The 21,662-nt window shown below is 66.8% G+C and carries 21 protein-coding genes and 1 riboswitch; of the genes, 17 read left to right on the top strand and 4 right to left on the bottom strand.

Annotation, left to right across the window (positions count from 1 at the left end):
* The first annotated feature begins 159 nt into the window (after positions 1–159).
* The 5 genes from A0U87_RS22890 (at position 160) to A0U87_RS22870 (ending at position 3,959) form a co-directional block, all read left to right on the top strand.
* Positions 160–1,509 carry an MFS transporter gene (locus A0U87_RS22890; RefSeq protein WP_235654623.1) on the top strand — a complete coding sequence of 450 codons (1,350 nt, stop codon included), beginning with the start codon at positions 160–162 and terminating at the stop codon, positions 1,507–1,509.
* Between the two features lie 17 nt (positions 1,510–1,526).
* The gene (locus A0U87_RS22885) at positions 1,527–1,829 is read left to right on the top strand and encodes a DUF1330 domain-containing protein (RefSeq protein ID WP_037508193.1); all 303 of its coding nucleotides are present in this window, start codon (positions 1,527–1,529) and stop codon (positions 1,827–1,829) included.
* Positions 1,830–1,851: 22 nt separating this feature from the next.
* Positions 1,852–2,505 carry a carboxymuconolactone decarboxylase family protein gene (locus A0U87_RS22880; protein WP_004209481.1) on the top strand — a complete coding sequence of 218 codons (654 nt, stop codon included), beginning with the start codon at positions 1,852–1,854 and terminating at the stop codon, positions 2,503–2,505.
* A 118-nt stretch (positions 2,506–2,623) separates the two neighbouring features.
* Complete coding sequence (locus A0U87_RS22875) at positions 2,624–2,854, top strand: biotin/lipoyl-containing protein (RefSeq protein ID WP_004209482.1); 231 nt, start codon at positions 2,624–2,626, stop codon at positions 2,852–2,854.
* A gap of 1 nt (position 2,855) precedes the next feature.
* Positions 2,856–3,959 (top strand): Gfo/Idh/MocA family oxidoreductase, encoded by a 1,104-nt coding sequence (locus tag A0U87_RS22870; protein WP_137406040.1) that lies wholly within the window; start codon positions 2,856–2,858, stop codon positions 3,957–3,959.
* A 142-nt stretch (positions 3,960–4,101) separates the two neighbouring features.
* Here the strand turns inward: A0U87_RS22870 and A0U87_RS22865 are convergent, their stop codons facing one another.
* On the bottom strand, positions 4,102–4,902 hold the full coding sequence (locus A0U87_RS22865) for an enoyl-CoA hydratase/isomerase family protein (protein ID WP_048936734.1): 801 nt from the start codon (positions 4,900–4,902) through the stop codon (positions 4,102–4,104).
* A gap of 134 nt (positions 4,903–5,036) precedes the next feature.
* Here A0U87_RS22865 and A0U87_RS22860 point away from each other — a divergent pair, with 134 nt between their 5' ends.
* Entirely contained in the window at positions 5,037–6,725 is a 1,689-nt protein-coding gene (locus tag A0U87_RS22860) for an FAD-dependent oxidoreductase (RefSeq protein ID WP_048936733.1), read from the top strand.
* Positions 6,726–6,855: 130 nt separating this feature from the next.
* On the opposite strand, the gene A0U87_RS22855 is transcribed toward A0U87_RS22860, so the two are convergent.
* Both A0U87_RS22855 and A0U87_RS22850 read right to left on the bottom strand, forming a co-directional pair.
* Entirely contained in the window at positions 6,856–7,155 is a 300-nt protein-coding gene (locus A0U87_RS22855; protein WP_004209488.1) for a hypothetical protein, read from the bottom strand.
* 16 nt (positions 7,156–7,171) lie between these two features.
* Positions 7,172–8,179: an NAD(P)-dependent alcohol dehydrogenase gene (locus tag A0U87_RS22850; RefSeq protein ID WP_048936732.1), complete on the bottom strand. Its 1,008-nt coding sequence runs from the start codon at positions 8,177–8,179 to the stop codon at positions 7,172–7,174.
* A gap of 204 nt (positions 8,180–8,383) precedes the next feature.
* Between A0U87_RS22850 and A0U87_RS22845 the strand changes: the two genes are divergently transcribed.
* Positions 8,384–9,379, top strand: a complete 996-nt coding sequence (locus A0U87_RS22845) for a thiamine pyrophosphate-dependent dehydrogenase E1 component subunit alpha (RefSeq protein ID WP_026108932.1) — start codon at positions 8,384–8,386, stop codon at positions 9,377–9,379.
* Positions 9,376–10,362 carry a transketolase C-terminal domain-containing protein gene (locus A0U87_RS22840; protein WP_048936731.1) on the top strand — a complete coding sequence of 329 codons (987 nt, stop codon included), beginning with the start codon at positions 9,376–9,378 and terminating at the stop codon, positions 10,360–10,362. The genes A0U87_RS22845 and A0U87_RS22840 overlap by 4 nt, the downstream gene beginning before the upstream one ends.
* A 42-nt stretch (positions 10,363–10,404) precedes the next feature.
* Here A0U87_RS22840 and A0U87_RS22835 read toward each other — a convergent pair whose 3' ends face one another.
* Positions 10,405–10,890: an Lrp/AsnC family transcriptional regulator gene (locus tag A0U87_RS22835; RefSeq protein ID WP_004209492.1), complete on the bottom strand. Its 486-nt coding sequence runs from the start codon at positions 10,888–10,890 to the stop codon at positions 10,405–10,407.
* Positions 10,891–10,984: 94 nt separating this feature from the next.
* Here A0U87_RS22835 and phhA point away from each other — a divergent pair, with 94 nt between their 5' ends.
* The 9 genes from phhA to cobN all read left to right on the top strand — a co-directional run.
* Positions 10,985–11,851, top strand: a complete 867-nt coding sequence (gene phhA, locus A0U87_RS22830) for a phenylalanine 4-monooxygenase (RefSeq protein ID WP_137406053.1) — start codon at positions 10,985–10,987, stop codon at positions 11,849–11,851.
* Positions 11,848–13,059, top strand: a complete 1,212-nt coding sequence (locus A0U87_RS22825) for an amino acid aminotransferase (protein ID WP_048936729.1) — start codon at positions 11,848–11,850, stop codon at positions 13,057–13,059. Before phhA ends, A0U87_RS22825 begins: the two co-directional genes overlap by 4 nt.
* Before the next feature lie 10 nt (positions 13,060–13,069).
* The gene (gene hppD, locus A0U87_RS22820) at positions 13,070–14,110 is read left to right on the top strand and encodes a 4-hydroxyphenylpyruvate dioxygenase (RefSeq protein WP_048936728.1); all 1,041 of its coding nucleotides are present in this window, start codon (positions 13,070–13,072) and stop codon (positions 14,108–14,110) included.
* The gene (gene hmgA, locus A0U87_RS22815; protein WP_048936727.1) at positions 14,103–15,419 is read left to right on the top strand and encodes a homogentisate 1,2-dioxygenase; all 1,317 of its coding nucleotides are present in this window, start codon (positions 14,103–14,105) and stop codon (positions 15,417–15,419) included. The genes hppD and hmgA overlap by 8 nt, the downstream gene beginning before the upstream one ends.
* Complete coding sequence (gene fahA / locus A0U87_RS22810; RefSeq protein WP_048936726.1) at positions 15,416–16,708, top strand: fumarylacetoacetase; 1,293 nt, start codon at positions 15,416–15,418, stop codon at positions 16,706–16,708. Before hmgA ends, fahA begins: the two co-directional genes overlap by 4 nt.
* Positions 16,705–17,349: a maleylacetoacetate isomerase gene (maiA, locus tag A0U87_RS22805; protein WP_048936856.1), complete on the top strand. Its 645-nt coding sequence runs from the start codon at positions 16,705–16,707 to the stop codon at positions 17,347–17,349. Before fahA ends, maiA begins: the two co-directional genes overlap by 4 nt.
* Positions 17,346–17,723, top strand: coding sequence for a Rieske (2Fe-2S) protein (locus tag A0U87_RS22800; protein ID WP_048936725.1), 378 nt, complete (start codon positions 17,346–17,348; stop codon positions 17,721–17,723). The genes maiA and A0U87_RS22800 overlap by 4 nt, the downstream gene beginning before the upstream one ends.
* A 30-nt stretch (positions 17,724–17,753) precedes the next feature.
* A riboswitch (cobalamin riboswitch) is annotated at positions 17,754–17,996 on the top strand.
* Between the two features lie 176 nt (positions 17,997–18,172).
* A complete protein-coding gene (gene cobW, locus A0U87_RS22795) occupies positions 18,173–19,225 on the top strand; it encodes a cobalamin biosynthesis protein CobW (protein WP_037519491.1) in 1,053 nt (350 codons plus the stop codon).
* On the top strand, positions 19,225–21,662 hold a 2,438-nt coding region (cobN, locus tag A0U87_RS22790; protein WP_137406039.1), incomplete at its 3' end, for a cobaltochelatase subunit CobN. The genes cobW and cobN, both read left to right, overlap by 1 nt.

Genomic DNA, 21,662 nt, shown 5'->3' with positions numbered 1-21,662 from the left:
CTCTCTGGCCGGGCGGGGAACGGCCATCGCGCAAGCGATCCTTTCCCGCCCGCATTGCCTCCCGCGTCGAACCGGTTTCAAATCCTGTCCGGACAAGACGGCTCCAGCCGCATGATCGTCGCGCGCCACGACCGCGCCGCAACAGGTGAGGACAAGCGCATGGCAGACAGCGACCCGCATTTCGACACGGCTTCCGCCGTCACGCCGCCCGAAGCGCTGCCCTCCATGGCCTATCGCGCCTATTTCCTGCTGCTGATGGTGCTGGTGTCGGCTTCGGTTCAGGGCGAACGCTATCTGATGGTGGTGATGGTGGAGCCGATCCGCCACGAACTGGGCCTGTCCGACGCCGCGATCGGCATGGCCAAGGACATGATCATCGCGATCGTCTATATCCTCGCCATCATCCCGCTGGCGCGGCTGGCCGATGGCTGGTCGAAACGCAAGATCGTCGCCATCGCCGCCACGGTGTGGAGCGCCGCCGTCATCGTCTGCGGTCTGGCGAAGAGCTTCTGGATATTGCTGATCGGCCGCGCCGGCATCGGCCTTGGCGAAGGCGGCTTCACCCCGCCGTCCCAGGCCTGGATTGCCGATCTTTTCCCGATCCGCCAGCGCGCGACCGCGCTGTCCATCTTCCTGCTCGGCGCCTCGCTCGGAACCTTCCTCGGCCCGGCCGTCGGCGGCTGGGCGGTGCAGGCCTATGGCTGGCGCGAGACGCTGATCTTCGCCTCCATCCCCGGCTTCATCCTGGCGCCGATCGTCTGGTTCACCCTGCGCGACAGCCGATCGGGCCTGGCCGACGGTGCCTCGGCCGAGCAGGCGCGGCCCGTGCCCTTCCTCCAGACTGCGCGCGAATTGCTGGCCATCCGCACCCTGCCGCCGCTGATTGCCGCCGCGTCGCTCAATGCGCTGCTGACCATGGGCTTCATCAGCTGGGCGCCGGCCTTCATGGAACGGACCCATGGCATGCCGGCCAGCCAGGCCGGGTTGCAGATGGGCGGCGCGCTCTTTTTCGGCTCAGCCATCGGTCATACGCTGGGCGGACCGCTGGCCGACTATCTCGGCCGCCGGGATATGCGCTGGTATGTCTGGATCCTGATGTTGTCGGGCGCCTGCGCCACCGCGATAGGCTGGATGATCCTCACCGGTCCGGGCGAGCGGGTCTTCCCGCTCTATGGCCTCAACATGCTGCTGGGCGGCCTCTCCGCCGCGCCGCTGATGGCGGTGGTGGCGGGGCTGGTGCCCTCGCGCTCGCGCGCCACTGCGATCGCGGTGCTGATGGTGTCGATCCAGGTCGTCGGCCTGGGTGGCGGACCGGTGCTGGTGGGCGCGCTCAGCGATGCGCTGCGCCCGGTCTATGGCGAGGATTCGCTCGGCATGGCGATGCGCTGGGCGCTGCTGGTCGGCATTCCCAGCACCATCCTCGCCTGGTTCGCCAGCCGCAGTTGCCGCAAGGATTTCGCCGCGGCCGGCGGCTGGGACCGCAGCGTTATGCCCGCCGCCATCCACTGACGCGAGGAACGCTGCCGATGCCCGCCTATATGATCGTCACCCGCGAAGGCCCGATCGCCGATCAGGAAGCGATGGATACCTATAGCGCGATGAACCGCGCCAATGCCGCGACCTTCGTCGCCCATTACGGCATCCGTCCGCTCGCCGTTTATGGCGCGCAGCAATTGCTGGAAGGCGACGGCGCGGACGGCGCGATCATCCTGGAATTTCCCGACGCCGCCAAGGCCCGCGCCTGGTATGACAGCGCCGAATATCAGGCGGCCTTGCCCTATCGGATGAAGGCAGCGCCCTATCGCGTGCTGCTGGTCGAGGGACTTTGAGATTCTCCATCAAGGACGCATCATGACCGACATCACCCCCCGTATTTCCCATCTGCCGCGCGACCAGTGGACCGACGACGCGCGCGAGGTTTTCGCCTTCTGGGGCGAACCCAATGCCTGGGAGGAAGGGTCCAAGACCAATGTCATGATGGTGATGGCCAACCATCCGCCGCTGGGGAAGGTCTATAATATCTGGGGCAAGCATCTGCTGATGGCGAACAGCCTGTCGACGCGTGCGCTCGAACTGCTGATCCTGCGCGTCGCCTGGCGGGTGAACTCGGCCTATGAGTGGCATAATCATGTCGGCTATGCGCTCAACGCCGGCATCACGCTGGAGGAAATCGGCGCGATCCGCGATTTTCCCGAAGGCGGCGACTGGGCGGAGCAAGATGCGCTGGTGCTGCGCTCGGTCGACGAACTGATCGAGGATGGCAAGATCAGCGATGCCACCTGGGACGGGCTGGGCGCTCATTTCGACACGCGGCAGAAGATGGATCTGGTCTTTTCGATCGGCCATTATGTCATGACCAGTTGGGCGCTCTCCTCCTTCGGCGTCGGCATCGAGGGTGGGGCCGACCCGATCGGCTTCGACCTCAAGACCGGATCGGGCAGGACGCCGGGCAAGACCTTCAAGCCGGGCGAAAGTGACAATTGGACCGACACGCGCGGTTACTGATCCCCGCCCTTCTATCGCGCCGGTGATATGGCGGCGGCGGGCCGCTTTTGCGCATTGTCCGCCGGCAAAGGCGCGATAGCAGGGGAACAGATATTCGCTGTTTCAAAGGGGACACACCATGGCCACCGACATCCTGCTGCCCAAGATCGGCTTTTCCATGACCGAGGCGCAGATTGCCGAATGGCTGGCCGAAGACGGCGCGACCGTTACCGAGGGCCAGCCGCTCTATCTGCTGGAAGCCGACAAGTCGGCGAACGAGGTCGAGGCCCCGGCCAGCGGCACGCTGCGCATCATCGCCCAGCCGGGCGAAACCTATGAGGTCGGCACCGTTCTGGGCACGATCGAATAAGATGGTGCTGCGCGTCGGCATCGTCAGCGGCGCCTGGGGCGCCTTCGCGCATCTGCCTGCCTGGCGCGCCATTCCCGGCGTCGAGGTAACGGCGATCTGCACCTCGCGCGAGGAGACGGCTCGCGCCGCGCAGCAGCGGCTCGGCCTGCCGCGCGCCTTCTGGAATGCGCAGGAGATGTGCGCCGATCCCGACATCGACATTGTCGACCTCGGCACCCGGCCCAGCGTCCGCCTGCCGATGGTGCTGGCCGCGCTCGCCCATGGCAAACATGTCTATAATGCCAGCCCCCACGCCCCCGACTGGGCCGGGGGCAAGGCGATCAACACGGCCTGGCAAGGCGGCACCAGCATCGGCGTGGTCGACGCCTTCTCGCAATATCTGCCCGCCCTGCGGCAGATGAAGGCGATGCTGGACGATGGCCATATCGGCCCGCCGCTCGGCGGCACCTGTCATTTCAACATCTCGCTGTTCAACCAGCCCAACAAGCTGTTCCCCTATAACTGGTTCGCGCAGGCCGGGCAGGGTGTGTCGGCGGTGCGCAACAATGGCAGCCATGCGCTCTATCTGCTGCTCCACCTGCTCGGTCCGATCGCCGAACTGGTCGCCGACGACAGCCAGATACTCAAGCGCTGGACCTTCCCGGACGGCGACACCATCACGCCCGAAACCACCGATCTCGCCAATGTCATCCTGCGCTTCGAAAGCGGGCTGGTGCTGCAGATGCAGATCAGCTGGAGCATGGCGCTGCACGACGGTTTCCTGCTCGACCTGTTCGGCGACAAGGGCCGGATGGTCTCCACTTCGCCCACTTTCCCGACCGCGCGCGACTGCACGCTGCGCGCGGGGCAACTGGGCGGCACGCTGGAGGATGTGGCGCTGGCTGACGCGTTCAAGACGACGCCCGGCATCGCCCTCGACTGGCAGAGCGAGCCCCAGCCCAGCTACCCGATGGCGCTGTCGATGCAGGCCATGGTGGATGCGATCCAAGGTGGCGGCGCCGCAGCCCCGGACTTCGCCCGCGCGCTCGAGGTCGAACGCATCCAGGAAGCGATCCGCATCTCCAGCGCCGAACGCCGCTGGGTGCGCGTGGCGGATATTATCTGACGCGCCACCACCGTTCGTCATGCCAGCGAAGGCTGGCATCTCTCTTCTTTTTGCGATGGGCTTGAAAGAAAAGAGAGATCCCAGCCTTCGCTGGGATGACGGTATGAAGAAGGCTGTCGCCTACGCATCGATCAGTGGCCTTCTATCGCCCTGTAAATTTCGGTGTCCGCTTCTCTTTCAGCGCGGCGATGCCCTCGCGATGATCGGCGGTGCGGACGCTGAGCGATTCATAGGCGATGCCGGCTTCCATCACGGCGCCGGCGATCCGCTTCAATTCCATGTTGGTCAATATCTTGGTCCAGCGGATCGCATTGGGCGCCCCGGCCAGCAGTTTGGCGCAGAAGGCATCGACCGCCCCGTCCAGCTGATCGGCCGGCAGGCAATGGTTGATGAGGCCGATCTCCGCCGCCTTGGCCGCGCTCAGCAATTCGCCGGTCAGCAGATATTCCTTCGCCTTGGCAAGGCCGATCCGCTGCGCCCAGATGACCGCGCCGCCATCGCCGGCGACCAGGCCGATGCCGACATGCGGGTCGCCGATCTTCGCCCCCTCGGCGGCAAAGATGATGTCGCACAGCAAGGCGATCGACGCGCCCAGCCCCACGGCATGGCCGTTCATCCGGCACACCACCGGCTTTTCGATGTCGAGCAGGGCGGAGACGATCCGCTTCGCCTGCCGCGCCTCATGATCGAACAGATGCGGATTGGCGGCATTATGCTCCATATGGGCGATGTCGCCACCAGCGGAGAAGGCGCGGCCCGCGCCGGTCAGCACCACCACGTCCGACCCATTGTCGCGCCCGGCAAAGGCCAGTGCCTCGGGCAGTTCGTCATGCAGGTCGAGATTGACCGCGTTCAGTGCTTCCGGCCGGTTGAGCGTCATCACCAATAGGCGCCCCCGCCGCTCCAGCAGGATGGTGCGATAATCGGGCAGGTCATGGCTCATGCGTCTCTCCTTGCGGCCTGCTCTAGCATGGCGCCGCGCAGCGCGAACGTCGCCGTGGCGATGAGCGTGGCTGCGCCCTCCCCATCATCGCCCCGGCACGATAGCCCGGACGCACAGAAAAGGGAGAGCGGCGCATGGACGGGTTCGACGAGATATTCGACTGGGTGGTCGTGGGCAGCGGCGCCGGGTCGATGAGTTCGGCGCTGGTCATGTGCCAGGCCGGCAAGTCGGTCGTCATCCTGGAAAAGACCGACAAGATCGGCGGCACCACCGCCAAGTCGGGCGGCGTCATGTGGATTCCCGCCAACCGTTTCATGGCAGCCGATGGCGAGGCGGACAGTGCCGAGGCAGCGATGACCTATCTCGACGCGCTGCAGGCGCTCGATGGCCATCCGGCGCCGGGCACTTCACGCGAGAAAAGGCTGGCCTATGTGACGCAGGCGCCGCGCGCGGTCGATTTTCTGGTGGATCAGGGGATCGCGCTGCAACGCGGTTCGACCTTCTGGCCGGATTATTATGATGAGCAGCCCGGTGGCTGCAAGACGTCGCGCACCGTGGTGGCCAGGCCCTTCAACCGCAAGGAACTGGGCGACTGGGCCGACCGGCTGCGCCAGGGCTTTGCCGAATTCAACGTCACGCTGGTCGAGGGGATGGAGGCGCAGGGCCATCGCCGGACCAACAAGGCATCGGGCAAGCTGATGGCGAAGATCGCGTTGCGCACCATTCGCGACAAGCTGTTGGGCCGCAAATATACCACCGCCGGGGCCGCGCTGCAGGGGCGGATGCTGAAAGCCGTGCTGGCCGCCGGCGCCGATGTCCGCACCGATACGCCGGTAAGCGAGATCGTCGTGCAGGAGGGGATCGCCACCGGCGTCGTCACGGTGAAGGACGGCAAGCCCTGGCGGATCGGCGCGCGGCTGGGCGTGCTGGTCAATGCCGGCGGCTTTGCCCGCAATCAGGCGATGCGCGACCGCTACATGCCCGGCACCCGCGCCGAATGGTCGCAGACGCCTGAGGGCGACACCGGCGAGATGCAGCAGGAACTGGAGCGGATCGGCGGCCGGCTGGCGCAGATGGATCAGATGGTCGGCTATCAGCTGACCCCCGCGCCCGGCTGGGACAAGGGCTATGTCGCGCCCGGCGCCCAGTCGATGACTGGCAAGCCGCACGCCATATTGGTCGATCAGGGCGGCACCCGCTTCATGAACGAAGGGGGCAGTTACGAGCTTTATTGCGAGACGATGGTCCGGCGGAACGCGGTGGTGCCGGCGGTGCCCAGCTGGGCGATCCTGGACCGTCAATATGTCGAACTCTATGCCGTTGCCGGCCGCTTCATCGACAAGGCGATTCCCGAAGGCTGGGTCGAAAGCGGCTATCTGCACAGCGCCGACACGATCGAGGGGCTGGCGACCAGCATCGGCGCCGATCCCGCCACCCTGGCCGCGACGGTGGCACGCTGGAACGGCTTCGTCGCTGCCGGCAAGGATGGGGACTATGATCGCGGCGCGCGCGCCTATGACAATTGCGGCTTCGTGGGCGATCCCTTTTCCGCGGAGCGCTCCATGGGCTCGATCGAGAAGGGGCCTTTTTACGCCGTGCCGGTCGTGCCGGGCGATGTCAGCACCTATGGCGGCGTCGTCACCGATGAACGCGGGCGGGTGGTCGATGGCGCAGGCGCGCCGATCCCCGGCCTCTATGCCACCGGCGTCACCACCGCATCGGTGATGGGCAATGTCTATGTCGCGGCGGGCGCCAGCATCGGACCGTCGATGGTGTTCGGCTATATCGCCGCGCGCCATGCGGCGGGGCTGGACACTCAGTAACGCAGGAAGGGAATAGCCCCGGAAAACCATTGCCCCCGACGCGGGGGGAGTGCGCCGGGGGCCTGGTAAGATGTCTCGGCCTGAGGGGGCTGGCCGGGACCATTCACAGATAGGAAGCCGTCCGCTGCTTTCAACCCGCGTCGGGCGGAGAATTTTCATCCTGCGCATCGAACCGGGCCGGACGCGAGAGCAGGAAGGGCAGGCTGGGCGAAGCAATCTTGGTCTGGCCGCCATCGGCGTGGATCAGCGTCACGCGGCCGACCCCCGGCGAGGCCACGACCGCGACCACCGTATCGACCCATTGGTGCAGCACCGCGCGCGAATGGGCGAGTTCGTCGCCGCCGGTCCGGGCGTCGCCCTCCGCCTCCAGCTCTGCCTCCAGTTGCAGCACGCGCTCGGCCGCCTCGCGCGCCTTTTCATTCTTGTCCATGCGTCCGTTCCAGAATTTAGAGTAGGTTTATCCCGATCTTGCCGAAAAATTGGCCGCTTTCCAGATGGCGGCAGGCATCGGCCAGACGGGTGAGATCATAGACCGCATCGACCACCGGCCGGATGCGATGTTGCGCGCAAAAGGCCATCATGGCCTCATGCTCGGCGCGGTTGCCGACCGAGATGCGGGCGACCGGATGGCCGCCGACATCGGCGAGGTGCCAGCTGAAATCGGACCCCAGCATGCCGATCGCGGCGATCACCCCGCCGGGGTTGAGCAGCGATGCGGCGGTTTCCACCTGGCTGGCGCCGACCACATCGACGACGATGTCGACACCGCGTCCGCCCAGCGCCTGGCGGATCGCCGCCGGCCAGTCGGGATCGGTCCGATAATTGATGCTGATGTCGGCGCCCAGCGCGCGGGCGCGCGCCAGCTTGGCATCGGAGGAGGAGGTGATGGCGACATGGGCGCCGGCCGCCTTGGCGAATTGCAGCGCCGCGATCGATACGCCGCCGGTGCCTTGGCACAATATCCATTCGCCCCGCTGGATCGGGCGGGGCAGGAACAGCGCGTTCCAGGCGGTGAGGCCGGCGCAGGTCAAAGTCGCCGCCTCCAGATCGCCGAGCGCATCCGGCACGATGCACAGGCTCTCGGCCGGAAAGGCCGCATATTGACGGGCGACGCCGTCAGCGCTGCCGCCCAGCATCGCCATGCTCGGCTGTCGTCCCTCCAGCCAGCCCAGGGCGAAGATCGGGTTGACCCGGTCGCCCGGCTTCACATGCGATACGCCCTCGCCGACCGCGACCACCTCGCCGGTGGCGCAGGACAGGGGGACATAGTCGGGTTCCTTGGCAAGCCCCGCCATCATGCCGCGGGCGATGATCAGGTCGCGGAAATTGAGCGTCGCTGCCTTGAGCCGCACCAGCGCCTCGCCGGGGCCCGCAACCGGGATCGGCACGCTGTGGATCGCGATCCCCTCAATCCCTTCGCCGCCCCTGGCGACGGCGGTCAGCATGTTCGTCATCGCGCGCTCTCCCTGCTGCCAGCTTGAGCCGATCGGACCGCATTGCAAGCATCGCCGGCCGCATATCGGTGGAGCGAAATCGCGCGGAAAAGCGACGCATTTTCGCGCCTTTTGGGCCATGGGGGCACATATCGCCGGGGCGAGTTGACCCCCGATGCCCGACAGCCAATGCAGGGGGCACATTCCATAGCCATCGAGGAACCCATGGCAGAGTTGAGCAACGCCCCGGCGCCGAGCCAGGAAGCGCTGGTGGACATCTACCGCCGCATGATCCGGATCGAGCGCAATGACGACGCGATCCGCAAGACCATCCGCCTGGGGCGGCTGGTCATGCCCTATTATTCGGCGCGTGGGCAGGAAGTGATCCCCGCGACCATCTCGTCGCTGCTGACCGACGACGACAAGATCTGCACCATCTATCGCGGCATCCACGACATGGTGGCGAAGGACATGCCGCTGCGTCCGCTCTGGGCGGAGATCGCCGGGCGTGTCGATGGCACCTGCAAGGGCAAGGGCGGGCCGATGCACCTTACCCATCCCGAAACCGGGGTGATGGTGACGACCGGCATCGTCGGCTCCTCCATGCCGATCGCCAATGGCCTTGCCTGGGCGGCGAAGCTGGATGGATCGAAGCGGGTGACGATTGCCTATTTCGGCGACGGCGCATCCAACATCGGCGCCTTCCACGAGGCGCTGAACCTGGCATCGGTGTGGAAGCTGCCGGTGATCTTCGTGTGCCAGAATAACGGCTTTGCCGAACATACGCGCTACGAGAACGGCACTTCGGTCGACTTCATCGCCAAGCGCGCGATCGGCTACGGCATGCCCGGCCATACCGTCGACGGCAATGATCCGCTCGCCATGTATGCCGCCGCGCATGAAGCGATCACCCGCGCCCGCGAGGGCGAAGGGCCGACCCTGCTGGAATGCAAGACCTTCCGCTTCCTGGGCCACGTCCTGGGCGACGACGACAAATATATGACCAAGGAGGAGAAGGCCGCGGCGATCGCCAAGGATCCGCTGCCCGCCTTCAAGGCATGGCTGGTGGCACAGGGCCACGCGACCGAGGATCAGCTGGCCGAGATGCAGGCGAAGATCGAGGCCGAGGTCGAGGACGCCCAGGAATTCGGGCTGGCGAGCCCGCTGCCGTCGGTCGACGAACTGCGCCGCGATGTGTTTGCCCAGGAGATGCCCGCATGACGGCCAAGAAGATGAACTCGCTCCAGGCCGTCAATTCGGCGCTCGCCCAGGCGATGGCGGAGGATGACAAGGTGCTGGTGCTGGGCGAGGATGTCGCCGACCGCGAGGGCGGCGGCGTCACCGGCGCGACCGCTGGCCTCTCGACCCGCTTCGGCGACGATCGCGTCAAATCGACGCCGATTTCCGAACAGGCGATCATCGGCGCGGCGATCGGCGCGGCGCTGGCCGGCTACAAGCCGGTGGCGGAGATCATGCTGATGAACTTCACCACTGTCGCCATGGACATGATCTTCAACCATGCCGCCAAGCTGCGCTTCATGTCGGGCGGGCAGAGCACGGTGCCGATCACCATCCGCACCCTGACCGGCGCGGGCTGGCAGACCGCCGGCCAGCATGCCGACCATCTGGAAGGCTGGTTCGCCCACACCGCCGGCATCAAGGTGGTCGCGCCCTCGACCCCGGCCGATTACAAGGGGCTGCTCTTGTCCTGCATCCAGGACCCCGATCCCTGCATCTTCATCGAATCCGCCGGCAGCCTGTTCATTCCGGGCGAGGTAGATGAGGTCGCGACGCCGATCCCGCTCGGCAAGGCGCGAATCGTGCAGGAAGGCAGCGACATCACCATCGTCTCCTGGTCGTCGCAGCTGCTGCGCTGCCAGGCCGCATTGTCGGCACTGGCGGAGGCGGGCATTTCGGTCGAGCTGGTCGATCTGCGCACCGTATCGCCCTGGGACCGGGAAGCGGTGCTGGCCTCGGTCGCCAAGACCGGCCGGGCGCTGGTGGTGCATGAAGCCGTGCGCGACTTCGGTCCGGGCGGCGAGATCGCCTCGACCATTGCCGAGGAACTGTTCGGCCAGTTGAAGGCCCCGGTCCGCCGGCTGGGCGCGCCCAAGTCGCCGGTGCCCTTCGCCAAGGTGCTGGAGGACGCCTATATCGTCTCGCCCGAGCGCGTGGCCGACGCGGTAAAGGCGCTGATGGCCTGAAGATCGGAAGGCGGCCGGGGCAGTAATCCGGCCGCTTTCTTCCTACCGTCCAGCTTCCCCCACCGGCAGCACCGTGGTGAATTTCGTCACCGACAGGGCGAAGTGGGAGGAGGCGCCGCCGACCGAGGGGTGTTTGAGCAGGTTGCGCATCAGGAAATGCTCATAATCGGCGACGTCGGAGGCCACGACCCGCATCAGATAGTCCCATTCGCCTGACATGAGGTAGCATTCCATGATCTGCGGATGCGCCTCGACAAAGGCGTGGAAGGCATCGACGCTTTCGCTGGTGTGGCTCTTCATCCGCACGCTGCACAAAATGTTGACGGCATGACCCAGCTTCTCCGCATCGGCGAGGCGCACTGCGCCCTTGAGCACGCCCATCTCCTCCAGCGCCCGGATCCGCCGCCAGCAGGACGGGGCGGTGCTGCCGACCCGTTCGGCGAGGTCCGCATTGCTGAGCGAGGCGTCGCGCTGAAGCTCTGCGACGATGCGGCGGTCGAGTGCATCGAGATTGACGGATTTGTTCATGATATCGCCGATCTGTGAATTGATTTCCCAAAATCCTTCATAAATCCTGCCCGATTGAAAGGCAATTACGCCGACTCTGTGAGAGATTGGCGTGATGGTAGAGGAGCTTGATCCGCCCACAGGCGCTGCGGCCGACTGGACGATCCCGCAGGCGTGGGACCTCTACAGCGCGGCTGAACATGCGATGTGGGACAGGCTGTTCGCGCGCCAGTCCGCCATGCTGCCCGACCGGGTGGTGCCCGAGTTCATGGCCGGGCTCGACATATTGCGCATCAACCGCCCCGGCATCCCCAATTTCGAGGAGCTGTCCGATCGGCTGATGCGGGCGACCGGCTGGCAGGTGGTCGCCGTGCCGGGGCTGGTGCCGGATCGGATCTTCTTCGAGCATCTGGCCAATCGCCGCTTCGTCGCCGGCCGCTTCATCCGCACCCCCGACCAGATCGATTATCTGCAGGAGCCGGACATTTTCCACGATGTCTTCGGCCATGTGCCGCTGCTTGCGAACCCGGTCTTCGCCGACTATATGCAGGCCTATGGCCAGGGTGGCCTGCGCGCCGCCGACCTGGGTGCGATCGAGCGGCTGGCCCGGCTCTACTGGTACACGGTCGAGTTCGGCCTCATTCGCCGGCCCGAGGGGCTGCGCCTCTATGGCGCGGGCATCGTCTCCTCCTATGGCGAATCCGTCTTCGCGCTCGACGATCCCTCGCCCAATCGGCTCGGCTTCGATCTCAGGCGGCTGATGCGCACCCGCTATCGGATCGACGATTACCAGCAGAGCTATTTCGTCATCGACAGTTTCGAGGAACTGCTGCGCCAGACGGTCGAGACCGACTTCGCCCCGCTTTATGCGCAACTGGCGGGGCAGCCCGATTTCGCCACCGACGCGATCACCGACACCGACATCATCTACACCCGTGGCACCCAGGCCTATGCCCGTGCCCGCGCTTCTGAGGTTCTATGACAGACACGACCCTTCTTGCCCCGGCGCCCGGCCGGTCCCTGTTCGGTGCGCTCGATCGCCAGGCGCCCGACGCGCTGCTGGGGCTGATCGCGCAATATCGCGCCGATCCGCGCACCGACAAGATCGACCTGGGCGTCGGCGTCTATCGCGACGAGGCGGGCGCGACCCCGGTGATGCGCGCGGTGAAGGCCGCCGAAGCGCTGCTGCTGGCTGAGCAGGGCAGCAAATCCTATCTGGGGCCGGAGGGCGACACGGGCTTTGTCGATCTGCTCGCCGCCATCGTCTTTGGCCCGCTTGCCGGGTCCGACCGAATCGCCGGGGTGCAGACGCCGGGCGGCACCGGCGCGCTGCGGCTGGGCGCCGACCTCATCGCCCGCGCCCGCGCCGGTGCCACCGTGTGGATCGGCGATCCGACCTGGCCCAATCATGCGCCGATCTTCCGCGAGGCCGGGCTGACGCTGGCTTCGCACCGTTTCCTGGATGGTGCCGGCGCGGTCGATTTCGACGCGATGCTTGCCGATCTGGCCGCTGCGCAGGCCGGCGACGTGCTGCTGCTCCATGGCTGCTGCCATAATCCGACCGGCGTCGATTTCAGCGCCGATCAATGGGCGGCGATCGCCGATCTGTGCGCGGCGCGGGGCCTGATCCCGTTCATCGACCTCGCCTATCAGGGTCTGGGCGACGGGCTGGAGGCGGACGCCGCTGCCACGCGGCAGATGCTGGCCGCCGTGCCCGATGCGCTGGTCGCCTATAGCTGCGACAAGAATTTCGGCCTCTATCGCGAGCGGGTGGGCGTGCTGTGGGTGCAGGGGGCGAATGCCGCGCTGACCGCGCTGGCCTTCTCCAACATCGTCGCGCTGGCGCGCGGCATCTGGTCGATGCCGCCCGATCATGGCGCGGCGATCGTGCGCACCATCCTGGAACGGCCGGCGATGCGCGCCGAATGGATGAGCGAGCTGGACCAGATGCGCACCCGCATCAATGCGCTGCGCGCTGCGCTGGCCGCGGCCCATCCGCAGCTGGCCGCCATTGCCGGCCAGCGCGGCATGTTCGCGATGCTACCGGTCAGCGCCGCCGCCGTCGCCGCGATGCGCGCCGACCATGGCATCTACATGGCCGGCAATGGCCGCATCAACATCGCCGGGCTGCGGCTCGACACCATCCCCGCCTTCGTTGCCGGCCTTTCGCCGCATCTGCCTTCTGCCTGAGGACCCCGTCATGACCATCGATCCCGCCAACCCGCTGGGCCTCAACGGCTTCGAGTTCGTCGAATTCACCTCGCCCGAGCCCGAGAAGATGGCCGCGCAGTTCGAGCAGCTGGGCTTCACCGCGACCCACCGCCACCCGTCCAAGAATATCACCCGCTACAAGCAGGGGCGGATCAACCTGATGCTCAATCGCGACGATGCCGGGCGGGTCGCTGCGTTCCGTGGCGAACATGGCCCCTCGGCCAGCGCCATGGCCTTTCGCGTTGCCGATCCCGATGCGGCGCTGCGCTGGGCGCTCGACCATGGTGGCAAGCCGACGGACGAGAATGACACCGTGATCCAGGGGATTGGCGGATCCTATCTCTATTTCATGCCCGATGGCGGCGATCCCTATGCCGACTGGGCCGAGTTCCCCGGCTGGCGGGAAGCCGAAGCGCGCAACAATGTCGGCCTCGACCTGCTCGACCATCTGACCCACAATGTGAAGCGCGGCCAGATGCGGGTGTGGAGCGAATTTTACCGCACCCTCTTCGGCTTCGAGGAGCAGAAATATTTCGATATCAAGGGCAAGGCGACCGGCCTGTTCAGCCAGGCGATGATCGCCCCGGACAAGGCGATCCGCATTCCCCTGAACGAGAGCCAGGACGACAAGAGCCAGATCGAGGAGTTCATCCGCGACTATAATGGCGAGGGCATCCAGCATATCGCTCTCACCACCGCCAATATCTATGACACGGTCGAGCGGCTGCGCGCGCGTGGGGTGCGGCTGCAGGACACGATCGAGACCTATTATGAGCTGGTCGACCAGCGCGTGCCGGGCCATGGCGAGGATCTGGAACGTCTGAAGCGCAACCGCATTCTGATCGACGGCAATGTCGGCGAGGAGGGCATCTTGCTGCAGATATTCACCGAGACGATGTTCGGCCCGATCTTCTTCGAGATCATCCAGCGCAAGGGCAATGAAGGCTTTGGCAATGGCAATTTCCAAGCCCTCTATGAATCGATCGAGCTGGACCAGATCCGTCGCGGCGTGATCACCGTCAATGAATGATGCGCCGCCCCGGATGATGAGCGGCTTCGGCAATCATTTTTCGACCGAGGCGGTGGAAGGCGCGCTGCCGATGGGGCGCAATTCGCCCCAGCGCGTGCCCTATGGCCTCTATGCCGAGCAATTGTCCGGCACCGCCTTCACCGCGCCACGATCGGAGAACCGGCGCAGCTGGCTCTATCGCATGCGGCCGGCGGCATCGCATCCATCCTTCGCGCCTTATGATGCTGCAGCCTTGCTGCGCAGCGCGCCGTTCGACGAAGTGCCGCCCTCACCCAACCGGCTGCGCTGGAACCCGCTGCCGCTGCCTGCGGATGACGTCGATTTCATCGACAGCCTCACCAGCTATGCCGGCAATGGCGATGTCGCGGCCGGGCAAGGCTGCGCCGTGCATCTCTACGCCGTGACCGCCTCGATGGTCGATCGCGCCTTCGTCTGCGCAGATGGCGAGATGCTGATCGTGCCGCAGCAGGGCGCGCTGCGCATCGTCACCGAGTTGGGCGTGATCGACGTCGCGCCGTTGCAGATTGCGCTGATCCCGCGCGGTGTCCGCTTCCGGGTCGAGCTGATCGAAGGCGCGGCGCGGGGCTATGTCTGCGAAAATTACGGCGCGCCCTTCCGATTGCCCGATCTGGGGCCGATCGGCGCCAATGGCCTCGCCAATCCCCGCGATTTCGAGGCGCCGGTCGCGGCCTATGAGGATGTCGAGCGGCCATTCGCCCTGATACAGAAGTTCATGGGCCGCCTGTGGATAACCATGCTGGACCATAGCCCGTTCGATGTCGTCGCCTGGCACGGCAATCTGACGCCGCTGCACTATGACCTCACCCGTTTCAACACGATCAACACGGTCAGTTTCGACCATCCCGATCCCTCGATTTTCACGGTGCTGACCTCGCCCAGCGAGACGCCGGGCACCGCCAATATCGATTTCGTCATCTTCCCGCCGCGCTGGATGGTGGCGGAGGACACGTTCCGGCCGCCCTGGTTCCACCGCAATGTGATGAGCGAGCTGATGGGGCTGATCCATGGCGAATATGATGCCAAGGCGGGCGGTTTCGCGCCCGGCGGCGCGTCGCTGCACAATGGCATGGCCGGCCATGGCCCCGACCGCGCGAGCTATGACAAGGCGATCGCTGCCGACCTGGCACCTCAGCGCATCGCCGACACCATGGCCTTCATGTTCGAAAGCCGGATGGTGCTGCGTCCCACGCGCTGGGCGATGGAAAGCCCGCTGCTGCAGCCCGATTATGATGAGTGCTGGTCCGGCTTCCGCAAGGCCCAGCTTCCCCCGATGAACGAGACCCCATGAGCTATTGGCACATAGACGAGACCCATGATCCCGCCCGCACCAGCTGGGTCGACAGCGCGCAGGATCATGGCGACTTCCCGATCCAGAATCTGCCTTATGGCCTGTTTTCGCCCGCAGGAGCTTCGCCGCGCGCCGGTGTCGCGATCGGCGACGCGATATTGGACCTGGCCGCCTGCGTCAGTGCCGGGCTGATCGACTGCGCGCCGCTGCTGGAAGATCAGCTCAATGCGCTGATGGCGCTGCCGGTGGCGGAGCGGGTCGCCCTGCGCCGCCGGATCAGCATATTGCTGTCGGACCCGGCCCATCGCCCGGCGGTCGAGCCGCTGCTGCACCGGGCCGCAGACTGCACGCTGCACCTGCCGGCGCGGATCGGCGACTATAGCGACTTCTATGTCGGCATCCATCACGCCAACAATATCGGCCGCCAGTTCCGGCCCGACAATCCGTTGCTGCCCAATTATAAATATGTGCCGATCGGCTATCATGGCCGGGCGTCCTCGATTCGCCCGTCGGGCGATCCGTTGGTCCGTCCGCGCGGCCAGCGCAAGCCGCCCGAGGCCGAAGTGCCTGTGGTCGGCCCGACTGCCCGGCTCGACTATGAGCTGGAACTGGGCGTGTGGATCGGCGCCGGCAATGATCTGGGCAGCCCGATCCCCATCAGCGAGGCGGCCGATCATGTCGCCGGCTTCTGCCTGCTCAACGACTGGTCGGCGCGCGATTTCCAGGCGTGGGAATATCAGCCGCTCGGGCCCTTCCTGGCCAAGAATTTCCATTCGACCATCTCGCCCTGGGTGGTGACGCCCGAGGCGCTGGCGCCGTTCCGCATCGCCCAGCCGCCCCGGCCGGAAGGCGATCCCGCGCCGCTGCCTTACCTCAGCGATGCCGACGATCAGGCCCATGGCGCGCTGGCGCTGACCTTGGAAGTGTATCTCTCCACCCAGGCGATGCGCGACGCGGGCCAGCCGTCGATGCGGCTCAGCCAGGGGCCGGCGAGCAACATGTACTGGACCGTCAGCCAGATCGTCACCCATCATGCCTCCAATGGCTGCAACCTGATGCCGGGCGACCTGCTGGGCAGCGGCACCATCTCCGCCCCGACGCGCGATGGCTATGGCAGCCTGATGGAAATCAGCAGCGGCGGCCGCGAGCCGATCAGCCTGCCATCGGGCGAGACGCGCAGCTTCCTGGAGGATGGCGACGAGGTGACATTGCGCGCCACCGCGTCGGCCCCCGGCCATGTGTCGATCGGCTTTGGCGAATGCCGCGCGATGATCGTGCCGGCGCGATGAGCGACCTCACCCTTCATGGCTATTGGCGGTCAAGCGCGAGCTATCGCGTGCGGATCGCGCTGGCCCTGAAGGGTGTCGACTATGCGCAGGTCGCCCATGACCTGCGCAGCGGTGCGCAGCGGGCACCCGACTATCAGGCGCTGGCGCCGCAGGGGCTGGTGCCCGCACTGGTGGATGGCGACAGCGTGCTGACGCAGAGCGGCGCGATCCTGGAATGGATCGAAGCGCGCTGGCCGCAGCCGTCCTTGCTGCCCGCCGACCCCGGCGATGCCGCGATCGTCCGTGCCATGGCCGGCATCATCGCCTGCGATATCCATCCGCTCGGCAATCTGCGCGTGTTGCAGGCGCTGCGGCAGGATTTTGGTGCCAGCGAGAATCAGGTCCGCGCCTGGATCGGCCGCTGGACCGGCGAGGGCTTCGCCGCGCTCGAAACGCTGATCGCCCGTCACGGCGGCACCTATGCGTTCGGGGACCGCCCCAGCTTCGCCGACTGCCATATCGTGCCCCAGCTCTACAATGCCCGGCGCTTCGGCGTCGACCTGACGCCCTTTCCGCGGCTGTGCGCCGTGGACGCGGCGGCATGCGCGCTCCCCGCCTTTGCCGCCGCGCACCCCGATCGCCAGCCCGACTCTGACATATGAGCGTCAGTGACACGCGCCTGTTCGCGACGCCGGCGGGTGTGCGCCTCTGCCCGATCGCGCAGATCGCCGATGGCAAGGCGCGCAATTTCGTGCTGCAGATGCGCGCCGGCCGCTTCCATGGCTTTGCCGTGCGGGATGGCGATCATGTCGCCGGCTTTGTCGATCAATGCCCCCATGCCGGCCTGCCGCTCGCGCAGCAGCTCGATGATTATCTGACCCCGGATGGCAGCCATATAAGATGTAGCTGGCACGGCGCCCTGTTCCGCCGCGACGATGGCGCCTGCGTCGGCGGCCCTTGTGTCGGCCAGCGCCTTACGCCCTGGCCGCTCGCCATGGCCGATGGCTGGATTGTCACCGCTGCCCAAAGCGACTAGGAACCGGCCCAGGGACGGCGCTTCGCATCGTCCCGACATGATCGCGCCGGTGCCCCCACGGGGGCTTAAAATGGGAAGGCGGTGCGGATGCCATGGCATCCAAGTCCGCAGCTGTCCCTGCAACTGTGAGCGGCGAGCGTGATGAACAAGGCTGTCCCCGATGCGGGATTAGCAGCCACTGGGCCGGACGCTAAATCATGCGAGGCCTGGGAAGGCCGTTCCTCCCGCTATGACCCGCAAGCCAGGAGACCTGCCAGCGTTTAGGTCGCTCTTGCTTTGGTCCAGGGGATGGCCGGGGCACGGTGTTCCGTCTGAGCGACAGGTTGGCGGCTGGAGCCGCGCGGTCACGCATCTGCGGGCGAACAAGCGCCCGTCCGCGATGCCGGCCGGCCGTGCGTGCGCGCCCGGTTCGCTCCCGCCCCGGTTGCTCCGGCGCGCGAGTATTTGTCATGGCCAACACTGCATCTGCCAAGATTCCGACCACCGTCATCACCGGCTTCCTGGGCGCGGGCAAGACCACGCTGATCCGCCACCTGCTGGAAAATGCGAAGGGGCGCCGCCTGGCCCTCATCATCAACGAATTTGGCGATGTCGGCGTCGACGGCGAACTGGTGAAGGGCTGCAACGACGCCGCCTGCCCGGAAGAGGATATTGTCGAGCTGGCCAATGGCTGCATCTGCTGCACCGTGGCCGACGATTTCCTGCCGACCATGACCGCGCTGCTCGACCGGCCGAGCCCGCCCGACCATATCATCATCGAGACGTCGGGGCTGGCCCTGCCCAAGCCGCTGGTCAAGGCCTTCCAGTGGCCCGACATCCGCACCCGCGCCACGGTGGACGGGGTGGTCGCGCTGATCGACGCCGATGCGGTCGCTGCCGGTCGCTTTGCCACCGACGAGGCGGCGCTGGCCGCCGCGCGTGCCGCCGATCCCAATCTGGACCATGACAGCCCGCTGGAGGAATTGTTCGAGGATCAGCTCGCCTGTGCCGATATGGTGGTGCTGAACAAGAGCGACCTGGTCGATGCCGACACGCTGGCCGCGGTCGAGGCGCAGGTCGATGCCGAGACGCGGCCCGGCGTAAAGATCGTCCGCGCCGCCCATGGTGCGGTCGATATCGGCGCGCTGCTGGGCATCGTCGCGGCGGCGGAGGATGATCTCGACGCCCGGCCCTCGCACCATGAGGCGGAGGGCGAGGATCATGACCATGATGATTTCGACAGCTTCGTCGTCGGCGGCGATGCGGTTGTCGATCCCGACACGCTGGTGGAGGCGCTGTCCGCGCTGATCGCCACCCATGACGTGCTGCGCGTCAAGGGCATGGTCGCGGTCGCGGGCAAGCCGATGCGGCTCGTCGTGCAGGCGGTCGGCCCGCGCATCCAGCATTTCTTCGACCGTCCCTGGCAGCCGCAGGAAGCGCGCCGCACCCAGCTGGTGGTGATCGGCCAGAAGGGGCTGGACCGCGCCGCGATCGAGGCCGACATCCAGGCCGTGCTCGGCTGATGCATCTTCTGTCCGCCACGCCGGGAACGATCAGCGACGGCGAGGAGGCGATCGACCTCGACCAGCCGCCCGGCGACATCGTCATCCTGACCGTGGCGGACAGCGACCTGGCCTGTTTCGCCGCCGCCGCCGCGCGCCTGCCCGATGACGCGCCGACCGTGCGGCTGGCCAATCTGCTGCAGCTCAAACATCCCTATTCGGTCGATCTCTATGTCGAGAAGGTGATCGCCAAGGCGCGCTTCGTCTGCGTCATCCTGCTCGGCGGCAAAAGCTATTGGCCCTATGGCGTGGACGAGATTGCGCAGGTCGCGCGCGAACGCGGCATCGCCTTCGCCGCGATCGCCGACGGGCGCGAGGGCGATCCCGCGCTGGACCTCGCCTCCACCGTGCCGGCGGCGATGCGCGAGCAGTTGCGGGACTATCTGCGCCAGGGCGGCACCGCCAATGCTTTGTCCTTCCTGCGCTGCGCCGCCCGGCTGACCGGCGCGGATGCGGGCGACCCCAATCATCCGCTGCCGATCGCCGACGCGGGCCTCTATTTGCCCGGCCATGACCGGCCCGGCGTGGCGGAACTGCGCGCGACCTGGGTCGAGGGGCGGCCGGTGGCGCTGCTGATCTTCTACCGCGCTTTGGTGGTCGCCGGCACGCTGAGCGCGGTCGATGCGATGGTCGCGGCCCTTGGCGCGCGCGACTTCAACGTTGCCGCCGTGCATGTCCGCGCGCTGCGCGAGCCGTTCGTGCGCGACTGGCTCGGCGGGCTGCTGGCCGACATCGCGCCCGACATCATCGTCAATGCGACCAGCTTCGCCGCCTCGTCGTCGTCCGAGCCGCGCGTGCCGGGCATCTTGGAACAGGCCGACTGCTCGATCCTGCAGACCGCCTTTGCCGGGGTCGAGGAAGGCAGCTGGCGCGGGTCCGCCCGTGGCCTTGGCCCGCGCGACCTGGCGATGAATGTCGCCCTGCCGGAAGTGGACGGGCGCCTCTTCACCCGCGCCGTCGCCTTCAAGGCGGCCGAGCGGTTCGATGAACGCACCCAGTGTGGCATCGTCGTACCGCGCGTGGCACCCGACCGGGTCGCCTTCGTCGCCGATCTGGCGCGCAACTGGGCGGCACTGCGCCGCACTGCGCCGGCCGAGCGCCGGGTCGCGCTGGTGCTGGCCAATTATCCCAATCGCGATGGGCGGATCGGCAATGGCGTGGGTCTCGACACGCCGGCCAGCGCCGCCGCGATCCTGTGCCGGCTGGGTGAGGCCGGCTATGCGATCGGCGACGCCCCGCGCGACGGCGCCGCGCTGATGCGGCTGATGACCGGCGGCGTCACCAATGATCGGGCGTCGCTGGATCGGCCGGGCGAGGTCCGCCTGTCGCTCGATATCTATCGCGCGGCCCTTGCCGCTCTGCCCGACAGCGCGCGTGACGCCATGGTCGATCGCTGGGGACCGCCGGAAGCCGATCCCTTCGTGCGCGACGGAGCGTTTCGCCTTGCCGTCCATCGCTTTGGCCATGTCGCGATCGCGGTGCAGCCGGCGCGCGGCTATAATATCGATCCCAAGAGCAGCTATCATGACCCCGCGCTGCCGCCGCCCCACGCCTATCTCGCCTTTCATGTCTGGCTGGCGCAGGACTTCGGCGCGCAGGCGCTGGTCCATGTCGGCAAGCATGGCAATCTGGAATGGCTGCCGGGCAAGGCGGTGTCGCTTTCGGCCGACTGCTTCCCCGAAATCTGCGCCGGGCCGGTGCCGCAACTCTATCCCTTCATCGTCAATGATCCGGGCGAGGGGACACAGGCCAAGCGCCGCATCGGCGCCGTCATCCTCGACCATCTGACCCCGCCGCTGACGCGGGCGGAAAGCTATGGGCCGCTCAAGCAGCTGGAAGCGCTGGTGGACGAATATTATCTTGCCGCTGGCATGGACCCGCGCCGGCTCGACCGGCTGCGCCGCGATATCATCGACCTCGCCCGCAGCCAGGGGCTGGACAAGGATGCCGGCGCCGCCGGCGACGATGACGACGCGCTCGCCGCGATCGACAATTATCTGTGTGAGCTGAAGGAATTGCAGATCCGCGACGGGCTGCATGTCTTCACCGCTTCGCCGCAAGGGCGGCTGCGACGCGACCTGCTGATCGCGCTGGCGCGCACCCCGCGTGGCCTGGAGCATCCGGGGCAGGCGTCGCTGCTGCGGGCGCTGGCCGATGATCTGGGGCTGGGTTTCGATCCGCTCGATTGCGTGCTGGGGGCGCCATGGCATGGGCCGCGTCCGGCGGCGCTGGCCGACTTATCCACAGATGCCTGGCGCACATATGGGGACATGGTCGAGCGGCTGGAACTGCTGGCGGCGGCGCTGGTCGACGGCGCGGCGCCGGTCGGCCCGGCTAGCGCCGCCGTGCTGGCGGCGATCGCCGATGATCTGGCGCCGCGCGTCGATGCCTGTGGCCC

This window comes from Sphingobium sp. MP9-4 (assembly GCF_005281675.1).
Classification (GTDB): domain Bacteria; phylum Pseudomonadota; class Alphaproteobacteria; order Sphingomonadales; family Sphingomonadaceae; genus Sphingobium; species Sphingobium yanoikuyae.
This window is presented reverse-complemented; position numbering and strand designations above follow the sequence as displayed.

Excerpts from the sequence above, each read along its gene's own strand:
- A0U87_RS22890 (WP_235654623.1), top strand. The coding sequence starts at position 160 with ATGGCAGACAGCGACCCGCATTTCGACACGGCTTCCGCCGTCACGCCG.
- A0U87_RS22885 (WP_037508193.1), top strand. The coding sequence starts at position 1,527 with ATGCCCGCCTATATGATCGTCACCCGCGAAGGCCCGATCGCCGATCAG.
- A0U87_RS22880 (WP_004209481.1), top strand. The coding sequence starts at position 1,852 with ATGACCGACATCACCCCCCGTATTTCCCATCTGCCGCGCGACCAGTGG.
- A0U87_RS22875 (WP_004209482.1), top strand. The coding sequence starts at position 2,624 with ATGGCCACCGACATCCTGCTGCCCAAGATCGGCTTTTCCATGACCGAG.
- A0U87_RS22870 (WP_137406040.1), top strand. The coding sequence starts at position 2,856 with ATGGTGCTGCGCGTCGGCATCGTCAGCGGCGCCTGGGGCGCCTTCGCG.
- A0U87_RS22865 (WP_048936734.1), bottom strand. The coding sequence starts at position 4,902 with ATGAGCCATGACCTGCCCGATTATCGCACCATCCTGCTGGAGCGGCGG.
- A0U87_RS22860 (WP_048936733.1), top strand. The coding sequence starts at position 5,037 with ATGGACGGGTTCGACGAGATATTCGACTGGGTGGTCGTGGGCAGCGGC.
- A0U87_RS22855 (WP_004209488.1), bottom strand. The coding sequence starts at position 7,155 with ATGGACAAGAATGAAAAGGCGCGCGAGGCGGCCGAGCGCGTGCTGCAA.
- A0U87_RS22850 (WP_048936732.1), bottom strand. The coding sequence starts at position 8,179 with ATGACGAACATGCTGACCGCCGTCGCCAGGGGCGGCGAAGGGATTGAG.
- A0U87_RS22845 (WP_026108932.1), top strand. The coding sequence starts at position 8,384 with ATGGCAGAGTTGAGCAACGCCCCGGCGCCGAGCCAGGAAGCGCTGGTG.
- A0U87_RS22840 (WP_048936731.1), top strand. The coding sequence starts at position 9,376 with ATGACGGCCAAGAAGATGAACTCGCTCCAGGCCGTCAATTCGGCGCTC.
- A0U87_RS22835 (WP_004209492.1), bottom strand. The coding sequence starts at position 10,890 with ATGAACAAATCCGTCAATCTCGATGCACTCGACCGCCGCATCGTCGCA.
- phhA (WP_137406053.1), top strand. The coding sequence starts at position 10,985 with ATGGTAGAGGAGCTTGATCCGCCCACAGGCGCTGCGGCCGACTGGACG.
- A0U87_RS22825 (WP_048936729.1), top strand. The coding sequence starts at position 11,848 with ATGACAGACACGACCCTTCTTGCCCCGGCGCCCGGCCGGTCCCTGTTC.
- hppD (WP_048936728.1), top strand. The coding sequence starts at position 13,070 with ATGACCATCGATCCCGCCAACCCGCTGGGCCTCAACGGCTTCGAGTTC.
- hmgA (WP_048936727.1), top strand. The coding sequence starts at position 14,103 with ATGAATGATGCGCCGCCCCGGATGATGAGCGGCTTCGGCAATCATTTT.
- fahA (WP_048936726.1), top strand. The coding sequence starts at position 15,416 with ATGAGCTATTGGCACATAGACGAGACCCATGATCCCGCCCGCACCAGC.
- maiA (WP_048936856.1), top strand. The coding sequence starts at position 16,705 with ATGAGCGACCTCACCCTTCATGGCTATTGGCGGTCAAGCGCGAGCTAT.
- A0U87_RS22800 (WP_048936725.1), top strand. The coding sequence starts at position 17,346 with ATGAGCGTCAGTGACACGCGCCTGTTCGCGACGCCGGCGGGTGTGCGC.
- cobW (WP_037519491.1), top strand. The coding sequence starts at position 18,173 with ATGGCCAACACTGCATCTGCCAAGATTCCGACCACCGTCATCACCGGC.